Annotated in this window: 13 protein-coding genes; 7 read left to right on the top strand and 6 right to left on the bottom strand. The window is 69.6% G+C overall.

Translation table 11 applies throughout. The features are described 5' to 3' along the window. Positions 1 to 74 precede the first annotated feature (74 nt). From lptA to AAG801_RS17995, 4 genes are read left to right on the top strand one after another with little or no spacing between them, the layout of a single operon-like run. Entirely contained in the window at positions 75 to 797 is a 723-nt protein-coding gene (gene lptA, locus AAG801_RS18010; RefSeq protein ID WP_341889574.1) for a lipopolysaccharide transport periplasmic protein LptA, read from the top strand. Then, entirely contained in the window at positions 794 to 1,591 is a 798-nt protein-coding gene (lptB, locus tag AAG801_RS18005) for an LPS export ABC transporter ATP-binding protein (RefSeq protein ID WP_101488358.1), read from the top strand. The genes lptA and lptB overlap by 4 nt, the downstream gene beginning before the upstream one ends. A gap of 17 nt (positions 1,592 to 1,608) precedes the next feature. Further along, positions 1,609 to 3,201 carry an RNA polymerase factor sigma-54 gene (rpoN, locus tag AAG801_RS18000; protein ID WP_341889573.1) on the top strand — a complete coding sequence of 531 codons (1,593 nt, stop codon included), beginning with the start codon at positions 1,609 to 1,611 and terminating at the stop codon, positions 3,199 to 3,201. Between the two features lie 10 nt (positions 3,202 to 3,211). Then, entirely contained in the window at positions 3,212 to 4,828 is a 1,617-nt protein-coding gene (locus AAG801_RS17995; RefSeq protein ID WP_341889572.1) for a phospholipase D family protein, read from the top strand. Between the two features lie 12 nt (positions 4,829 to 4,840). Here AAG801_RS17995 and AAG801_RS17990 read toward each other — a convergent pair whose 3' ends face one another. The 5 genes from AAG801_RS17990 to AAG801_RS17970 all read right to left on the bottom strand — a co-directional run bounded on the left by AAG801_RS17990 (position 4,841) and on the right by AAG801_RS17970 (position 9,292). Further along, positions 4,841 to 5,485, bottom strand: coding sequence for a LysE family translocator (locus AAG801_RS17990; protein WP_341889571.1), 645 nt, complete (start codon positions 5,483 to 5,485; stop codon positions 4,841 to 4,843). A 22-nt stretch (positions 5,486 to 5,507) separates the two neighbouring features. Continuing rightward, the gene (locus AAG801_RS17985; protein WP_341889570.1) at positions 5,508 to 6,143 is read right to left on the bottom strand and encodes a YceI family protein; all 636 of its coding nucleotides are present in this window, start codon (positions 6,141 to 6,143) and stop codon (positions 5,508 to 5,510) included. A 38-nt stretch (positions 6,144 to 6,181) separates the two neighbouring features. Further along, on the bottom strand, positions 6,182 to 6,694 hold the full coding sequence (locus AAG801_RS17980; protein WP_341889576.1) for a YceI family protein: 513 nt from the start codon (positions 6,692 to 6,694) through the stop codon (positions 6,182 to 6,184). A 77-nt stretch (positions 6,695 to 6,771) separates the two neighbouring features. Continuing rightward, positions 6,772 to 7,383, bottom strand: coding sequence for a cytochrome b (locus AAG801_RS17975; RefSeq protein WP_341889569.1), 612 nt, complete (start codon positions 7,381 to 7,383; stop codon positions 6,772 to 6,774). 85 nt (positions 7,384 to 7,468) lie between these two features. After that, a complete protein-coding gene (locus tag AAG801_RS17970; protein WP_341889568.1) occupies positions 7,469 to 9,292 on the bottom strand; it encodes a hybrid sensor histidine kinase/response regulator in 1,824 nt (607 codons plus the stop codon). Between the two features lie 81 nt (positions 9,293 to 9,373). Here AAG801_RS17970 and AAG801_RS17965 point away from each other — a divergent pair, with 81 nt between their 5' ends. After that, positions 9,374 to 10,627, top strand: a complete 1,254-nt coding sequence (locus AAG801_RS17965; protein WP_341889567.1) for a THUMP domain-containing protein — start codon at positions 9,374 to 9,376, stop codon at positions 10,625 to 10,627. Here the strand turns inward: AAG801_RS17965 and AAG801_RS17960 are convergent. Next, complete coding sequence (locus AAG801_RS17960) at positions 10,624 to 10,938, bottom strand: SMR family transporter (protein WP_341889566.1); 315 nt, start codon at positions 10,936 to 10,938, stop codon at positions 10,624 to 10,626. The two genes, AAG801_RS17965 and AAG801_RS17960, sit on opposite strands and share 4 nt — an antisense overlap. A gap of 120 nt (positions 10,939 to 11,058) precedes the next feature. Between AAG801_RS17960 and AAG801_RS17955 the strand changes: the two genes are divergently transcribed. Then, positions 11,059 to 11,958, top strand: a complete 900-nt coding sequence (locus tag AAG801_RS17955; RefSeq protein WP_341889565.1) for a LysR family transcriptional regulator — start codon at positions 11,059 to 11,061, stop codon at positions 11,956 to 11,958. Between the two features lie 68 nt (positions 11,959 to 12,026). Continuing rightward, positions 12,027 to 12,452, top strand: a complete 426-nt coding sequence (locus tag AAG801_RS17950) for a PIN domain-containing protein (RefSeq protein WP_341889564.1) — start codon at positions 12,027 to 12,029, stop codon at positions 12,450 to 12,452. The last annotated feature ends 5 nt before the right edge of the window (positions 12,453 to 12,457 follow it).

The following is a 12,457-nucleotide window of genomic DNA, read 5'->3' as shown; positions in this document are numbered from 1 at the left end:
GGGCTTTTTCATTGGCGGCGGTGGGCAATCACCGTCCCACGCATACAATGTTTCAGAGCAAGTTTCGTGCCTTTATGACATTGCCCTCCATCCCCACATTCCCCACCCTTCGTCGCCTCGGCCGCCTGGCTTTCGGCGCGCTGTTGCTGGCCGGAGCCGCCTCCGGCGCCCTGGCTGAAACCGCCGACCGCACCAAGCCGATGAACATCGAGTCCGACTCGATGCGCTACGACGACCTGAAACAGACCAGCGTGTTCACCGGCAATGTGCTGGTCACGAAGGGCACGATCATCATCCGCGGTGCGCGGCTGGACGTGCGCCAGGACGCCGAGGGCTACCAGTACGGCGTGGTCACGGCGGCGCCCGGCAAGCTGGCCTATTACAAGCAGAAGCGCAACGCCGGCGACGAGTGGATCGAGGGCGAGTCGGAAGTCATCGAGTACGACAGCCGCGCCGACAACGTCAAGTTCATCCGCCGCGCCGTCATGCGCCGGCTGGTGGGCGCCACGGCCAACGACGAGAGCAGCGGCGCGCTGATCGTCTACGACCAGAGCAACGACACCTACACCGTCAACGGCTCCCTCGTGCCGCCGAACGCCGGCGTCTCGGGGGGCAGCGGTGGCCGCGTGAAGGCCATCCTCACGCCGAAGGCCGCCGCGGCCCCGGCGGCGGGCGGCTCCGCACCGGCAGCCGGCGGCAAGAAGCCCGCGGCTCTGGCACCCACCCCCGCGCCTGGCGCGGGGCTGCGCCCGAGCACCACGCTGGGCGGCAGCCCCGAAGGGGAAGGGCGCAAGTGATCGAAACCGCAGGAACCCAGACGACCGCCGACGGCGTCCCCGGCAGCCGCCTCGTGGCGCGCGGCCTCAAGAAGAGCTACGGCAGCCGCACGGTCGTGAAAGACGTCTCGCTCGATGTGCAGAAGGGCGAAGTCGTCGGACTGCTCGGCCCCAACGGCGCGGGCAAGACCACCTCGTTCTACATGATCGTCGGGCTGGTGCGCGCCGACGCTGGTGAGATCACCATCGACGGCGAGCCCATCGCCCACATGCCCATTCACCGCCGCGCGCGCATGGGCCTGAGCTACCTGCCGCAGGAAGCCTCGATCTTCCGCAAGCTCACGGTCGAGGAAAACGTGCGTGCCGTGCTCGAGCTGCAGCGCGAGCCCGACGCCAACGGCCGCATGGTGCCGTTGTCGAAGCAGGCCACCGAAGAGCGACTGGCCGACCTGCTGTCCGACCTGCGCGTGGACCACCTGCGCGATTCGCCTGCGCTCGCGCTGTCGGGCGGCGAGCGCCGCCGCGTCGAGATCGCACGCGCGCTGGCCACGCAGCCGCGCTTCATCCTGCTGGACGAGCCCTTCGCCGGCATCGACCCGATTGCCGTGATCGAGATCCAGCGGATCATCAGTTTCCTGAAAGAGCGCGGCATCGGCGTGCTCATCACCGACCACAACGTGCGTGAAACGCTGGGCATCTGCGATCACGCGTTCATCATCAGCGACGGGCACGTGCTGGCACAAGGCACACCCTCGGAGATCGTCGACAACGCCGAGGTACGCAGGGTGTACCTGGGCGAGCACTTCCGCATGTAAGGGAGGGGCGCGTCCTCATGAAGCAAGGGCTGTCCCTTCGCGTCTCGCAGCATCTGGCGCTCACGCCGCAGCTGCAGCAGTCCATTCGCCTGCTCCAACTTTCCACGCTCGAACTGAGCCAGGAGGTGGAGCAGATGCTGGACGAGAACCCGTTCCTCGAACGCACCGCGGAAGAAGCCGCGCGCGAGGAGTTCGGGCTCGATGCTGTCGACACGCCCGTGCCGCGCGACGATGGCGGTGACACCGGCGAGGGCGATTTCGCCCCGGTGCCGGCCTCCAGCGCGACGACCACTTCGAGCGAAACCACCTCGACCCCCGACTCCGACGGCCCCGCCGCCGAGATCACCGAGCGCGAGCCCGACTGGGAAGGCGACGGCACCGTCGAGATGGCGCCCGACGACAGCGAGTGGGGCAGCGATGCGCCCGCACGCCAGAACAACCTCGGCGACGACGAACGTGCCGACGCCACCGAACTTGCGCGCAGCCAGGAGTCGCTGCAGTCGTTCCTGCACCGCCAGGCGCTGACCCTGCGGCTCAACGAAAACGACTGCGCCGCGCTGCGCTTCCTGATCGAATCGCTCAACGACGACGGCTACCTCGAAGACTCGCTGCCCGCATTGGCCTCGGGCCTGGCAGGCGACGACAACGACCAGTTCGACGACCTGGTGCACCACTTCCAGGTGGCGCTCGGCCTGCTGCAGAGCCTGGAGCCCGTCGGCGTCGGCGCGCGCGACCTCGGCGAATGCCTGAGCATCCAGCTGAAGGCGCTCGCGAACGAAGACGAGACCGAGGCCGAAGCGCTCATCCGCAAGACCGCCATCGCGATCTGCAAGCAGCCGATGGAGCTGCTCGCGCGGCGCGACTTCAAGCGCCTGGCCACGCTCACGCGCACCAACGAAGAGCTGGTGCGCTCGGCGCTGCAGATCATTGCGCGCCTGGAGCCCAAGCCGGGCCGCCGCTTCGTGGACGTCGAGCGCAACATCGTCGTGCCCGACGTGATCGTCACCAAGACGGGCCGCGGCACCAACATCAAGTTCCGCGTCATGCTGAACCCCGAGGTCATGCCGCGCCTGCGCGTGCACGACATCTACGCCGGCGCGCTCAAGGCGCACAAGGGCGAGGGCAGCCAGGCGCTGTCGCAGCGGCTGCAGGAGGCGCGCTGGTTCATCAAGAACATCCAGCAGCGCTTCGACACCATCCTGCGCGTGAGCAACGCCATCGTCGAGCGGCAGAAGAGCTACTTCGTGCACGGCGAGCTGGCCATGCGCCCACTGGTGCTGCGCGAGATTGCCGACGAACTGGGCCTGCACGAATCGACCATCTCGCGCGTGACCACGGCCAAGTACATGTCGACGCCCTTTGGCACGGTCGAGCTCAAGTACTTCTTCGGCTCGGCGCTGGGCACCGAGACCGGCGGCAACGCGTCGAGCACTGCGGTGCGCGCGCTCATCAAGCAGTTCGTGAGTTCCGAGAGCATCAAGAAGCCGCTGTCGGACAGCCAGATTTCCGAGATGCTGAAGGAGCAGGGCATCGAGTGCGCGCGCCGCACCGTGGCCAAGTACCGCGAGGCGCTGCGCATCGCGCCCGCCAACCTGCGCAAGGCCCTGTAGAAAGCCCACGATGACCCATCGCCTGCTGTCGCGCTGTGGGCATTGGGTTGTCGTCATCGCAACCGTGTTGCTGTTCACCGGCTGCGCCACGCTGCCCGACGAAGCGCCGCGCGCGCCCACCCAGGCCATCGCCGTCTCGGCCGACACTGCGCTCGGCAAGATCGCGCTGGCCTCGCAGCCCGACCCCGACCTCAGCGGCTTTCGCCTCATGCCCGGCGGCGACTTCGCCTTCGACACGCGGCTGCAGCTCGCGCGCCGCGCGCAGCGCACGCTCGACGTGCAGTACTACCAGATCGAGAACGACGAGACCGGCCGCTACCTGCTGCGCACCCTGCGCGACGCGGCCCAGCGCGGCGTGCGCGTGCGCCTGCTGATGGACGACCTGTACACGTCCGGCGAAGACGAGCTGCTGCTCGGCCTGGCTGCCACGCCGAACGTCGAGCTGCGCCTGTTCAATCCGTTCCCGGCCGGGCGCGGCAGCCTGCTCAGGCGCTTCACCGCTTCGCTGTTCGATTTCAGCCGCGTCAATCGCCGCATGCACAACAAGCTCTTCATCGCCGACGGCGCGATGGCGGTGGCGGGCGGGCGCAACATCGGCAACCAGTACTTCCGCCGCACCTCGGGCCAGAACTTCATCGATCTCGACACCTTCGTCACGGGCGCATTGATCCCGCGCCTGGGCGTGCTGTTCGACCAGTACTGGAACAGCCCGCACGTGCGCCCGATCGGCTCGGTCGTGCGCACCGACCTGCCGCGCGAAGAGCTGCAGCGCCGCTTCGATGCCGCCACCGGGCCCGACACCACGCCGCCGCCGCCCAAGCCTGCACCCAACGACCTGCTCGGCTACAGCCCGGTGGCCGACGACCTCGACGCCGGCAAGCTCGGCCTGATCTGGACCACCGCCGAGGCCTACGCCGATTCGCCCGATCGCGTGATCGGCAAGACCGCGTCGTATGGCGGCGTGCCGCTGCTCGACGTCGACAGCGTGCGCTACAACGTGGTCGAGCAGATGCGCCGCGCGCGCAGCGAGGTGACGCTGGTCTCGCCCTACCTGATTCCGGGCGCGTCGGGGCTGGAGGTGATGCGCGAGATCCGCGGGCGCAACGTCAAGATCAGCGTGGTCACCAACTCGCTCGCCGCCACCGACGAGCCGCTGGTCCACACCGCCTACCGCCGCTACCGCGCCGACATGCTCGCGCTGGGCGCGGAGCTGCACGAGCTGAGTTCCGCGCGCACGCGGCGCAGCGTGCGGCTGGGTCTGTTCGGCACGTCGGTGGGCCGGCTGCATGCCAAGTCGGCGGTGATCGACCAGCGCATCCTCTTCGTCGGCTCGATGAATTTCGATCCGCGCTCCGAGATCCACAACACCGAGATCGGCCTGTTCATCCGCAGCCCCGAGATGGCGCAGCAGACCTTGAAGCTGCTCGATGTGCTCAAGCAGCAGGGCGCCTACCGGCTGCGCTTTGCCGAGGGCGGCGATGCAGCGGCGGGTGGCTCGCGGCGCATCGAGTGGGTCAGTGAGGAAGGTGGCAAGACCACCGTGCTGCACGAAGAACCCGACTCGGGTTTCTGGGACCGCACCATGCTCGAGCTGCTGTCGCCGCTCACGCCCGAGAGCCTGCTGTAGCGGCCTGGTTGGCTAGGTGCCGCGAACGGCCGACCACACGAGCCGCAGGCCCAGCAGCCCCATCACGCCGCCGGCCGCGCGGTCGATCCAGGTCTTGTAGCGCAGGTAGGCCGCGCGCGGTGCGGCCGAGGACAGCGCCAGCGCGACGATCGCGTACCAGCCCGTCTCGATGCAGAAGATCACCGCCGGCACCGCGAGGGCCAGCACCAGCGGCACCTCGCGCGGCAAAAAGGCCGCGAAGATGCTCGCGTACACCACCGCCGTCTTCGGGTTGCTGACCTGCGTGGCCAGGCCGAGCAGGAAGGTGCGTCCGCTGCGGCCCTGGCTCCGGGGCGAGGCGTCCGCGTCGGGCGTGATCGCGAGCGGTTGGCGCGCGCCGCGCCAGATGCGAAAGCCCAGGTAGATCAGGTAGGCGCCGCCGAAGGCCTTGATCGCGAGGTACAGCCCCGGCACCGCGAGGAACGCCGCCTGCAGCCCGGCCAGCGCCGCGATCGAGAACGCCAGCCCGCCAGCGCCCATGCCCAGGGCCGCGGCCAGCCCGTCGCTGCGCGAGGCCACGGCGGTGCGCGCCACCATCACGAAGCTCGGGCCGGGGCTCATCGCGCCGACGGCCATGGCGCCGGCGATGCCGAGCAGGGAAAGGGTGGTGTCCATCATCGCGTGGCTCCTGGCGTCGTCGTCATGGCTGCACGTTCACCGCTTCGACCTGCACCAGCAGCTTCACCTTGTTCTCGAAGCCGAAGTTCAGGCCCCAGGTGATGCCCCAGTCGCTGCGCTGCACGGTGGCCTCGAAGTCGCCGCCGCAGACCTGGCGGTTGATGAGCGGGTTCAGGTAGCAGTTGAAGCGCACGGCCTTCAGCGTCACCGGCTTGGTCTGGCCCATGAGCGTGAGCGTGCCGGGCACGTCGGTCACCTTGTCGCCGCTGAAGTCGATGCGCTCGGCCACGAAGCGGCCGGTGGGGAATTCGGCCACGTTGAAGAAGTCCTTGCTCTGCACGTGGCGGTTGAGCAGATCGACGCCGGTGTTGATGGAGCTGATGTCCATCGTGATGTCGACCTTGCCGCCGGTGCCGCTGCCATCGATCTGCACCGAGCCGTCCTTGGTGCTGAAGCGTCCGCGGTTGGTGGTGGTGCCGTAGTGGCCCATCTCGTACATCACGAAGGTGTGGGTCGGGTCGATCACGTAGCTGGCGTTCTTGACCGGCCCGCCCGCGGGCTTGGCGGCCAGCGCCGGCGCCGTGTATTCCTGGGCCATCGCGGCAAGCGGCAGGGCCGCGCTCGCGCAGAAGGCCGCGGCAAAGAAAAACTTGTTCATGGCGGAAGAAGAAGGATGCATGGGAAAGGGGATCGTCATCACAGCGGCCCGAGGCCCGCGAGCGTCAGCTTGAAGCGCACCTGCACCTCGTTGCCGACCACGGAGGTGTCGGTCCATTCGCCGTCGCCCACCTTGTAGTCGAGCCGTTGGATCGTGAGGGTGCCCGTGGCGACCGAATAGGCACCGCCCGACGACGTGATGCTCACCGGCACCGTCACGGCCTTGCTGACGCCCTTGATGGTGAGCTTGCCGGCCATCTCGAAGCGGCCCTCGCCCAGCGCCTTGATGGCGCTCGAGCGGAAGCTGGCCTGGGGGAAATGCGCGGTGTCGAACCAGGTCGGCTTGGGCAGCTCGGCGTCGCTCATCGGGATGCCGAAGCCGGCGCTGGCGGTGTCGATCTGCAGCACGACCGAGCCGCCCTCGGGCTTCTTCGGATCGAAGGCGACCTGCGCGTCGAAACGCTTGAAGCTGCCTTCGACCGGCACGCCCATCTGCTTGCTGACGAAAGCGATCTGGCTCTTCTCGGGCACCAGCTTCGCGGTGGCCGGCATCGGCTCAGCCGTGGCCTGCAGCGCGAGGCCGAGGAGGGCGGCGGCGCCCCACAAAAGACGGGACCAAAGACGCGTCGTCATCCGGCGGATTCCTTGCGTGGCGCGGGCCACATGCGTTGCAACAGACCGTCGCGGTCGATCCAGTGGTGCTTGAGCGCCGCCGCCACGTGCAGCAGCGTGACGCCGGCCAGCAGGTAGGCGCTGCGCTGGTGCAGCGGCTTGAGCACGGCCTCGGCGAAGTCCTTGTCGACCGCCACCAGGTCGGGCAGCGGCAGCAGGCCGAACCACACGACCGGCACGCCCATGCCCGCGCTGTAGGCCCAGCCGAACAGCGGGACCGCGAAGAACAGCAGGTACATCAGCGCGTGGCTGATGCGGTGCGCAGCCCGCTGCCAGGTCGGCATGGCCGCCAGCACCCGCGCCGGCAGCGGCGGCGGGCGGTGCGTGAGGCGCCACAGCAGCCGCAGCGCCGACAACAGGAGGATGGTGATGCCGGCCCACTTGTGCCAGCTGTAGAGCTTCAGGCGCTGCGGCGAAAAGGGCAGGCCCGTCATGTAGAGCCCGACGCCGAGCGAGCCGACGATCATCGCCGCGAGCAGCCAGTGCAGCAGCATCGCGACCCGCCCGTAGCGGGGCTCGCGCAGGGCGGCGGCGCCAACGGAAGGAGCGGGAAGGGGTTCGACGGGCATCGGGGCAGGAGCGGCGGCGGCCTGTGCGCGGAGCATAGCTCGGAAGCGATGACACCGCAGCGGGCCCGGCCCGTGCCGCGGGCCGCTACGACGACGGCGTTGGCTGCTGTTGCTGCTGGGCCCGCAGCAGCACGCGCCGCAGGTCGTCCGGCTGCACCGGCTTGCGCAGCGCGTGCCAGCCGCGCGTGGCGGCCAGCTGCTGCGTGGCTTCGGTGATGTCGGCCGAGATCAGCGCGATCGTCAGCGTGGGCTTGCGCTGCGCCAGCCGCTCGGCCAGCGCGATGCCGTTGAACGCGCCGGGCAGGCGGATGTCGCACAGCGCGACGTCGAGCGCGTCGAGGTCGGCCAGCGCGAGCGCCTCGGCGGCGCTGGCGTACACGCGCGGCGCCACCTGCCAGTGCCGCAGCAGCGCCGAGAGGCTGTCGGCCACGACGATGTTGTCTTCGACCACGAGCACGGCGAGGCCGGGGCGCAGCACGGCGTTCGCGTCGGGCAGGTCCATTGCCACGGAGGGGGCAGGCGCCGGCGTGGCCGCCGCACCGGGCCGGGCCGCCAGCAGCTCGAAGCTGAAGACCGAGCCCTTGCCCGGCGCCGAGCGCAGCGCGACCTCGATGCCGAGCTGCCCCGCCAGCCGCCGCACGATCGCCAGCCCCAGGCCGTGGCCGTGCTGCAGGTTGCGTTCCACGTTGCCGACCTGCTCGAAGTCGTCGAACACGCGCGCCTGCGATTCGGCTGCGATGCCGATGCCGCTGTCGCGCACCTCGACGCGCCAGGCGCGCCCGGTGTCTGCGGCGGGCCGGCGGCGGGAGCGCACCGCCAGCAGCACGCGCCCGCGCGGCGTGAACTTGAGGGCGTTGTCCAGCAGGTTGGAGAGCACGCGGCGCAGCGCCACGGCGTCGGTCCAGGCGATGGCGTCGGCAGGGCAGCGCACCGCGATGCGGCCTGCACCGGCCTGGCGCGCCAGCTCGTGCAGCAGCGGCGCGAGCGCCACGGCCGCCGGCCGCAGCGGATCGACCGCGGCCTCGATGCGGCCGATTTCGAGCAGCTGGTTGGTCAGGGCCTCGAGCGCCTGCTGCGCGCGCGAGAGCGAGGCCACGGTGTGCTGCACCGCCGCGCTGTCGGTGCCGTGCTGCAGCTGCTGGCGCAGCACCTCGGCCTGCAACCCGATGGCCATCACCGGTTGGCGCAGGTCGTGGTTGGCCGCCGAGAAGAAGCGCAGCCGCTCGGCCTGCGCCTGCTCGGAGGCGCGCAGGCCGGCCAGCGCCTGTTCGCGCAGCGTGCGCTCGTTCAGGCGCAGTCCGATGTTCTCCTCGAGCTGGCGCGAATGGTCGGCCACCAGCTTCCACATCATTGCCGTGAGGCCGATGCCGATCACCGCGACGGCCATCATCACCGGCGCCCCGAGCCACAGGCCCGTGACGATCACCGGCGCCAGCAGCAGCGTGATGGCCAGCTGCGTGGCCGGCGTGTAGAACGACACCGAGAACGCCGACGACAGCGTCATGCCCATGAGGATGAGGCCCAGCAGCAGTTGCAGTTCGGGGCGCTCGGGGTTGAACAGCAGCACGCCCGCCAGGCCGTGCGCCAGCTCCCAGACGGCCGTGCGCAGCGTGTGCTGGCGCTGCGCCTCGCGCAGGTTGGCGGGGGTGAAGGGCTCGGGCAGGCGCTGCGGAAAGAAGCCGCGCATCACCGTCACACCGGTGACGAGCGCCAGCCACACCAGCGCGCGCGCCGGCGAGAACTGCCAGGCAAAAAGCGCCGCCACGCCGCAGTTGAGCAGGTACTGCACCAGCAGCACCGGCCCGAGCGGGCGGATCGACAAGCGCAGCACTTCGCACTGGATCGCGAAGCGGTGGTCGCCGTCGCGGGCGTCTGCCGGAGGGGCCGCGGAGGCGGGGGTGGGCGTCATGGGCAAATCGACTATATAGAGAAGCCCCGCGACGCGGCGACAATGGGAGCCCTTAGCGGGCTTCCCGATGGCCGACTTTCCGTGAACGATCTCTCATTTTTCCTGCCTTGCGCCGCCGGCGTCGAGGAATACCTTGCCCAGGAGGTGCATGGCCTGACCGGCCGCAGCGGGCAAGACTTGCTCACGCTGCGGGGCGGCGTGCGCGTGCGTGCCGACTGGCGCGACGGCCTCAAGCTCAACCTGCACAGCCGGCTCGCGCAGCGCGTGCTGGTCGAACTGGCCCACGCGCCGTACCGCAACGAGAACGACCTGTACGCCATCGCCAACGCCGTGGCCTGGGAGATCTGGTTCACGCCCAAGCAGACCTTCAAGATCGAGACCACGGCCCAGCACAGCCCGCTGCAGAGCCTGAACTTCGCCACCCTGCGCATCAAGGACGCCGTGGCCGACCGCTTCCGCGCCAAGGCGAACGGCGTGCGCCCGAGCATCGAGACCCAGTGGCCCGACTGCCGCATCTTTGCGCACCTGACCACCGACAGCTGCACGCTGTACATCGACACCTCGGGCGAGCCGCTGTTCAAGCGCGGCTGGCGCCTGGACAAGGGCGACGCCCCGCTGAAGGAAACCCTGGCCGCCGCCATGCTGGCCGCCAGCGGCTGGTGGAACCCCGAGACCGGCGAGGTCGCCAAGGCCCCGCTGTACGACCCCTGCTGCGGCAGCGGCACCATCGCCATCGAGGCCGCGCAGATCGCCAGCGGCATCGCGGCGGGCTCGTTGCGGCGCTTCGGCTTCGAGAAGCTGCTGCCGTTCCAGCCGCACGTCTGGGCGGCGATCCAGAAGGAAGCGGCCAACGCGCAGCATGCGAGCGACATCGCCGTCTTCGGCTCCGACGTGTCGCACCGCATGGTCGACTTTGCCGAGCGCAACGCCGAACGCGCGGGCGTGGCCGGCGCCATCGAGTTCCGCGGCGGCGACGCCTTGCAGCGCATGCCGCCGGCCGAAGGCGGCGTGATCATGCTCAACCCGCCGTACGGCGAGCGCATCGAGGTCGGCGGCGTCGCCCGCTTCGGCGCCCGCGAGGCGGCCCAGACCCCGGGTGATGGTGAAGGCGGCGATGGCGGTGACTTCTTTCCGCAGCTCGCCACCCACTGGAAGAAAAACTATCCGGGCTGGACCGCCTGGGTGCTTACGCCCGATCTGAAGCTGCCCAAGCAGATGCGCCTGAAAGAGTCACGCCGCGTGCCGATGTGGAACGGCCCCATCGAATGCCGGCTGTTTCGCTTCGACATGGTCCGGGGCTCCAATCGGGCCGCGCCGCCAGACGCTGCCACCTAGGCCTGCAGCTTCAGGCCTGCAATGCCCAGGAAGATCAGCCCGATGCACACCAGCCGCAGCGGCGCAGCGCTTTCCTGGAAAAAGAAGATGCCGATCAGCGTGACGCCGATGGCGCCGATGCCGGTCCAGATCGCGTAGGCCGTCCCGACCGGCAGCGTCTTCATCGCGGCGGTGAGCAGCACGATGCTCGCCAGCGCGGCGCCCAGGCCCAGCGCGCCGGCGCCGGGGCGCTCCCAGCCCGCCGCGGCCTTCAGCGCGAGGGCCATCACGATCTCCACCAATCCGGCGGCAAGCAGCAGCAACCAGGCCATGGGGTTCGACCTCCGTGTGATGTGGATGCGGGGCGGGCGAATCGCGGCCCTCTGCGGACGACTGTAGGATCGGCACGTTTGCAAAGCCATTCGCAAAAATCGCATCCGGGGTATGCACAAATGCAGGACACAGACTGGGACGACTTTCGCGTGTTCCTGGCCGTGGGCCAGGCCGGCTCGCTCTCCGGCGCCGCGCGCCAGCTGGGCGTCAACCACTCCACCGTGCTGCGGCGCCTGGGCGCGCTCGAGGCGCGCATGGCCGTGCGCCTGTTCGACCGCCTGCCCGCCGGCTACGCGATGACGCTGGCCGGCGAGGCCCTGCGCGAGCGCCTGCAGGGCGTGGGCGAGCAGATCGACGCGGCGCAGCGCCACCTCATGGGGCTCGACCTGCGGCTGACCGGCGTCATCCGCATCACCAGCACCGACACCTTCATGGCCGGGCTGCTCGGGCCGATCCTGGCGGACTTTCGCGCGCTGCACCCGGGCATCGAGCTGCAGGTGGTGATGAACAACCTCTTCCTGAGCCTCACCAAGCGCGAGGCCGACGTGGCGATCCGCCCGACCAACGCCCCGCCGGACCACCTCGTCGGGCGCCGGGCAGGGCACCTGCAGACGGCGGTGTACGCGTCGAAGGCCTACCTCGCGAAGCACCCGGCGAAGACCCCGCTCGCTGCGCACGATTGGGTCGCGCCCGACGAAGGTTTGTCGCACCTGATGCAGGCGAAGTGGTTGCGCGCGCAGGTGCCGCCGGCGCGGATCGCGGCGCGCGTCGACAGCCTCGTCGGCATGACGCAGCTCGTGAAGCGCGGCCTGGGCCTGGGCATGCTCCTGTGCATGCTGGCCGATGCGGAAGACGAGTTGGTGCAGGTCGAGCCGCCGAGGGAGGCGCTCGACACGCAGGTCTGGGTGCTGACGCATCCCGACCTGAAGGAGGTCGCGCGGATCAAGGCCTTCACCGACTTTGCTTACACGCGGCTCGTCGCCGACACGAAGGTGCTGGCGATGCCGTCAGGGCGCTAGAGGCCCGGGCGCCGCATGGTGCAACATCGGCGATAGAGATAGACAGACAGACAGTTTTCACGCGACCCATGACCTTGCCAGCCCCCGACCTCGTCGTCATCGACACCAACATCGCCCTCGACCTGCTGGTCTTTGAAGACCCGGCCTGGGCGCCGCTGGTCGACGACCTCGCGCGCGGCGCGCTGCGCTGGCTGGCCACGCCCGCGATGCGCAGCGAACTGGAGCGCGTGCTGGGCTACCCGCTGATCGCCCGGCGCATGGCGCAGCGCGAACTGACGATCCCTGTCGTGCTCGCCGATTTCGATGCCCGCGTGCAGCTGGTGACCGAGGTGCCGGCGCGTGCGCCCTGCGTGTGCAGCGATCCGGACGACCAGGTGTTCATCGATTTGTCCGTGGCGCACGGGGCGCAGCTGTACAGCAAGGACAAGGCGGTGCTGTCGATGAAGAAGCGGCTGGCGCTGCGGGGCGTGGCGGTGCGGTCGGCGCTGGCATAGGCCAC

The organism is Variovorax sp. YR752, from assembly GCF_943372545.1.
The sequence above is the reverse complement of the archived record's forward strand: the minus strand, read 5'-3'. Positions and strand labels throughout refer to the sequence as shown.

Bases quoted from the DNA above. Each gene is read 5' to 3' on its own strand.
- lptA (WP_341889574.1), top strand. From the start codon at position 75: ATGACATTGCCCTCCATCCCCACATTCCCCACCCTTCGTCGCCTCGGC.
- rpoN (WP_341889573.1), top strand. From the start codon at position 1,609: ATGAAGCAAGGGCTGTCCCTTCGCGTCTCGCAGCATCTGGCGCTCACG.
- AAG801_RS17995 (WP_341889572.1), top strand. From the start codon at position 3,212: ATGACCCATCGCCTGCTGTCGCGCTGTGGGCATTGGGTTGTCGTCATC.
- AAG801_RS17990 (WP_341889571.1), bottom strand. From the start codon at position 5,485: ATGATGGACACCACCCTTTCCCTGCTCGGCATCGCCGGCGCCATGGCC.
- AAG801_RS17985 (WP_341889570.1), bottom strand. From the start codon at position 6,143: ATGAACAAGTTTTTCTTTGCCGCGGCCTTCTGCGCGAGCGCGGCCCTG.
- AAG801_RS17980 (WP_341889576.1), bottom strand. From the start codon at position 6,694: ATGCCGGCCACCGCGAAGCTGGTGCCCGAGAAGAGCCAGATCGCTTTC.
- AAG801_RS17975 (WP_341889569.1), bottom strand. From the start codon at position 7,383: ATGCCCGTCGAACCCCTTCCCGCTCCTTCCGTTGGCGCCGCCGCCCTG.
- AAG801_RS17970 (WP_341889568.1), bottom strand. From the start codon at position 9,292: ATGACGCCCACCCCCGCCTCCGCGGCCCCTCCGGCAGACGCCCGCGAC.
- AAG801_RS17960 (WP_341889566.1), bottom strand. From the start codon at position 10,938: ATGGCCTGGTTGCTGCTGCTTGCCGCCGGATTGGTGGAGATCGTGATG.
- AAG801_RS17955 (WP_341889565.1), top strand. From the start codon at position 11,059: ATGCAGGACACAGACTGGGACGACTTTCGCGTGTTCCTGGCCGTGGGC.
- AAG801_RS17950 (WP_341889564.1), top strand. From the start codon at position 12,027: ATGACCTTGCCAGCCCCCGACCTCGTCGTCATCGACACCAACATCGCC.